This is a genomic window from Vibrio sp. V39_P1S14PM300 (assembly GCF_009904765.1).
In the GTDB taxonomy this organism is placed as follows: domain Bacteria; phylum Pseudomonadota; class Gammaproteobacteria; order Enterobacterales; family Vibrionaceae; genus Vibrio; species Vibrio proteolyticus.
The window spans coordinates 1-3,196 of record NZ_WXWP01000069.1 but is presented as its reverse complement, the minus strand read 5'-3'; the positions used below and the strand labels follow the sequence as shown (position 1 = coordinate 3,196).

The 3,196-nt window shown below is 49.0% G+C and carries 4 protein-coding genes; 1 reads left to right on the top strand and 3 read right to left on the bottom strand.

The features are described 5' to 3' along the window. Positions 1-843: MFS transporter (locus tag CAG65_RS03390; RefSeq protein WP_161452174.1), on the top strand; the 843-nt coding region annotated here is incomplete at its 5' end. 42 nt (positions 844-885) lie between these two features. Here CAG65_RS03390 and CAG65_RS03385 read toward each other — a convergent pair. The 3 genes from CAG65_RS03385 to CAG65_RS03375 form a co-directional block, all read right to left on the bottom strand. Continuing rightward, entirely contained in the window at positions 886-1,338 is a 453-nt protein-coding gene (locus tag CAG65_RS03385) for a (R)-mandelonitrile lyase (RefSeq protein WP_237668735.1), read from the bottom strand. Positions 1,339-1,379: 41 nt separating this feature from the next. Beyond that, entirely contained in the window at positions 1,380-2,072 is a 693-nt protein-coding gene (locus tag CAG65_RS03380; RefSeq protein ID WP_161452176.1) for a carboxymuconolactone decarboxylase family protein, read from the bottom strand. 299 nt (positions 2,073-2,371) lie between these two features. Continuing rightward, on the bottom strand, positions 2,372-2,818 hold the full coding sequence (locus tag CAG65_RS03375) for a cupin domain-containing protein (protein WP_021704820.1): 447 nt from the start codon (positions 2,816-2,818) through the stop codon (positions 2,372-2,374). Positions 2,819-3,196 lie beyond the last annotated feature (378 nt).

The window sequence follows — 3,196 nt, the reverse complement described above, 5'->3', positions numbered from 1 at the left end:
ATTCTGCAGATGGCACAAGCTTTCAGTTTTGGTGGTGAGTATCCAACCATCATCAACTATCTATTAGAAAACACCCCAGACAAAGAGCAGTCGCGCATCAGCAGCATGATTGTGGCCAGCTCCATCGTTGGGGTGATCATTTCTGTAGTTGTGGTCGAAATCCTTAACCTGACACTGACCGGCGAGGAAATGCAACAGTACGGCTGGCGTATTCCACTGTTTATTGGCGCGGTGAACATCGCAATGAGCTTCTGGTTCCGGATGCGCTTACCACAACTTAAAGTCGCGACTGTGAAACGCGAGTTCAGTTGGTCATTGTTTACCAATATTTTCGTGATTGCCATGGTCGGTGGCGTCGTGTTCTACATCCAAAACCTGTCGAGCAATATCATCAACGATCAGCTGCACATTGAACACTTCAGTTTATACAACGCTTTGTGTCTGTTCGTTCTCCTGATTGGGACGGGTTGGCTGACCGACAAATTCAGCCACTCCCGACAAATGTTTCAGGTAGGGCTGCTCGGCGCGGTGTTACTGTTTGTACCGTCTTACTATTTGCTCAACAATGGGCAATTGGTCGTACAACTTGGAGCGCTGTTTGTGATTTCGCTGATTTCGGCGTTGATTCTCGGCAATCTGGCCACGATGCTGTTCAAAGAAGCCAATTCTCAAACGCTACCGCTCGGCCTGGGTTATAACGTTGCCCTGTCGATCTTCGGTGGGTTGAGTCCGTTGATCGTACAAGCGCTCTCTTCACAAAGCGTCACGTACGTCGGCTTTTATGCCGCTCTGGCAGCACTACCAGCGTTGGTATTCCATCGAGCTAAATTGCTTCAGGCGTAATTCCACTCCAAAATCAGAAAGAGCCGCAAAGTGCGGCTCTTTTTATTGCGATCCCAGATACTGTTCGTCCGTGACTTTCTCTTTCCAGATCGCGTTCTGGCCATCTTTTGAGGCGGTCACCACCAGATGTGTCATGGCGGCTTCAGGCGTTGCACCATGCCAATGCTCAACACCGGGAGGACACCACACGCTCTCACCTTCAGAAAAGCGAATCACGTTACCATCACGTGTGCCTGTCAGGGCGACGCCGGATGTCACGATGATGTGCTGTCCGGCGGGATGAGAATGCCAGGCACTGCGCGCGCCGGGCTGAAACGTCACATACGCCGCACTATAGTTGGCCACGTCATTTTCCGGAAACAGCATGTCCACTTGCACATGGCCTGTAAAAAGGGAATCTGGTCCAATAAAGGACTTAAGCTCCTCTCCTCGGTACACCTGTTGGGCGGGGCTCTCGCCCGCATAAGATGACGATACCCATCCCCCATTGAACATCAATGCCGCCAAGGTAACTGCACATGCTTTCTTGTTCATCGCTACTCTCCTTTATCTGTCATCGTTGCATCAAGCACTTGCTGCGCGTTGTTTGCAACGTCATCGCCACACTGCACTTTCAATACACGAATAAATTGGTCCAATTCAGCCAATGAGACGTCATTGTTGATGCTAATTCGGTAGTGCGCTCCTAATTGACCGTTAACACCTTGCATATTCGCCAACGCAGAAATGGTTGCGATTTCTCTCTGCTTCCAGGTCAAAACATCTTGTTGAAAAATATCGCCAAACAGGTGCGCCTTTAAATAAGTGTCGATTTCGGGCGAAAAGTCGAACAACGCTCCAGTCACCTCTGATCCAACTAATTTGGTTTGATTACGGGCGCCAACCTCAAGGCTACTTTGATTTTGAGGGAATGGAGACGATGTACGGCCGAGTTCGTCTTCTATCCCCTGACTTTTCCGCTCGTCCAGCACCGTCATCAATGCGGCAAGCGCATTTAGGCTCCGCGGAAAACCGGCATATGCGTACAACTGAACCAAAATGGCTTTGCTTTCATTTATCGTTAAGCCGGCATCCAGTCCCTGATGAAGGCTGCTTTTCAACTGTGAAATCTCTCCACTAGCGGCAAACGCCGCAATGGGAATCAAAGCTTTGTCTTTCGCCGACAGCGGCTCTGAAGCCACCACGTTGCCAGAAAAGCCGATCGCCCCTAAACTCCATACCAACCTCATCAGGTATTTTTTAATGACATAAGATCTGGTCACGTTCGCTCCCCCCCTAATCAGTGCGATCCCTGCTAAAACCTGTACTATCAGCGATCCCATTACCTCGACCGCTCGTCACTCTATTCTCTAGAACGGGCGCATTTTCCGGATTACCCTGGCGAGCAGTGGTGCTTTCGCCTGCGACTAAACGCCACCGATTACTCGCAGGCTTCATGCTCCCCGTCATTACCTGTGATAAGTCACATCTGAAATAAAAAAGGAACATTCAAAGGCAGTGGAAAAACGAATACCCCCCGAAAGATGCACTAGGTTAACGCGTTATATTCTTCATCAGAGACCTGCTCTAACCATTCATTCCTGGCCCCTTCCGCCGGAATCTCTACCGCAACATGCGCAAACCAACTGTCCTTTGCGGCACCATGCCAGTGCTTAGTTCCAGGGGCGATATAAACCACCTTGCCGGGTAACAACTCCTGTGCAGGATGGCCGAATTCCTGATACCAACCTTTCCCTCCGGTTACGAGTAAAATCTGTCCACCTTTATGGTGAATATGCCAGAAATTGCGACAACCAGGCTCAAAGGTCACATTGGCGACAGTAACGCCTTGGAGGTTCAGCAGAGACAGGAAGCTCGTCCCGGTAAAGTAATCGGCATACGCGTCATTTCGTTCACCGAAATCAAAAATACCTTTGCCATTAAAGACTCCCGCCTGAAGCTCGCGTGGAATCAGTGTGTTTTCGTCGTTTTTCATCATTGCTCCCGAGTTTTAAAAATCAACACTCTTATGTTTCATGACTTGCCGTGTCGTTGGCGTGATACTGTGCCTCAACTTGGCTTCGCGCTGTTCGCTGCGGCAATGGCATTCACGATCTGCATTCTGGCACTGACTGTTGTTTGCACCGTCTACCTCCGACATTTAATAAATAATGAGCTGAAGAATGGTTTGATTTGTCGGCGTGGAGGCCATTATTTCGTACCTTGCTTTTACTTTACGCTTGTCTGTGTCTTACTCGTTAGCCTATTCATTGCTAAAACTTGCCTGATTCTCCAAAGAAATAAGCCCCCCATCACTGCATCTTTAATGTGTAGCTCTCAAAAATACTCATAAGACATTGTATAGATAGACAAT

Bases quoted from the DNA above. Each gene is read 5' to 3' on its own strand.
- CAG65_RS03385 (WP_237668735.1), bottom strand. From the start codon at position 1,338: ATGTTCAATGGGGGATGGGTATCGTCATCTTATGCGGGCGAGAGCCCC.
- CAG65_RS03380 (WP_161452176.1), bottom strand. From the start codon at position 2,072: ATGAGGTTGGTATGGAGTTTAGGGGCGATCGGCTTTTCTGGCAACGTG.
- CAG65_RS03375 (WP_021704820.1), bottom strand. From the start codon at position 2,818: ATGAAAAACGACGAAAACACACTGATTCCACGCGAGCTTCAGGCGGGA.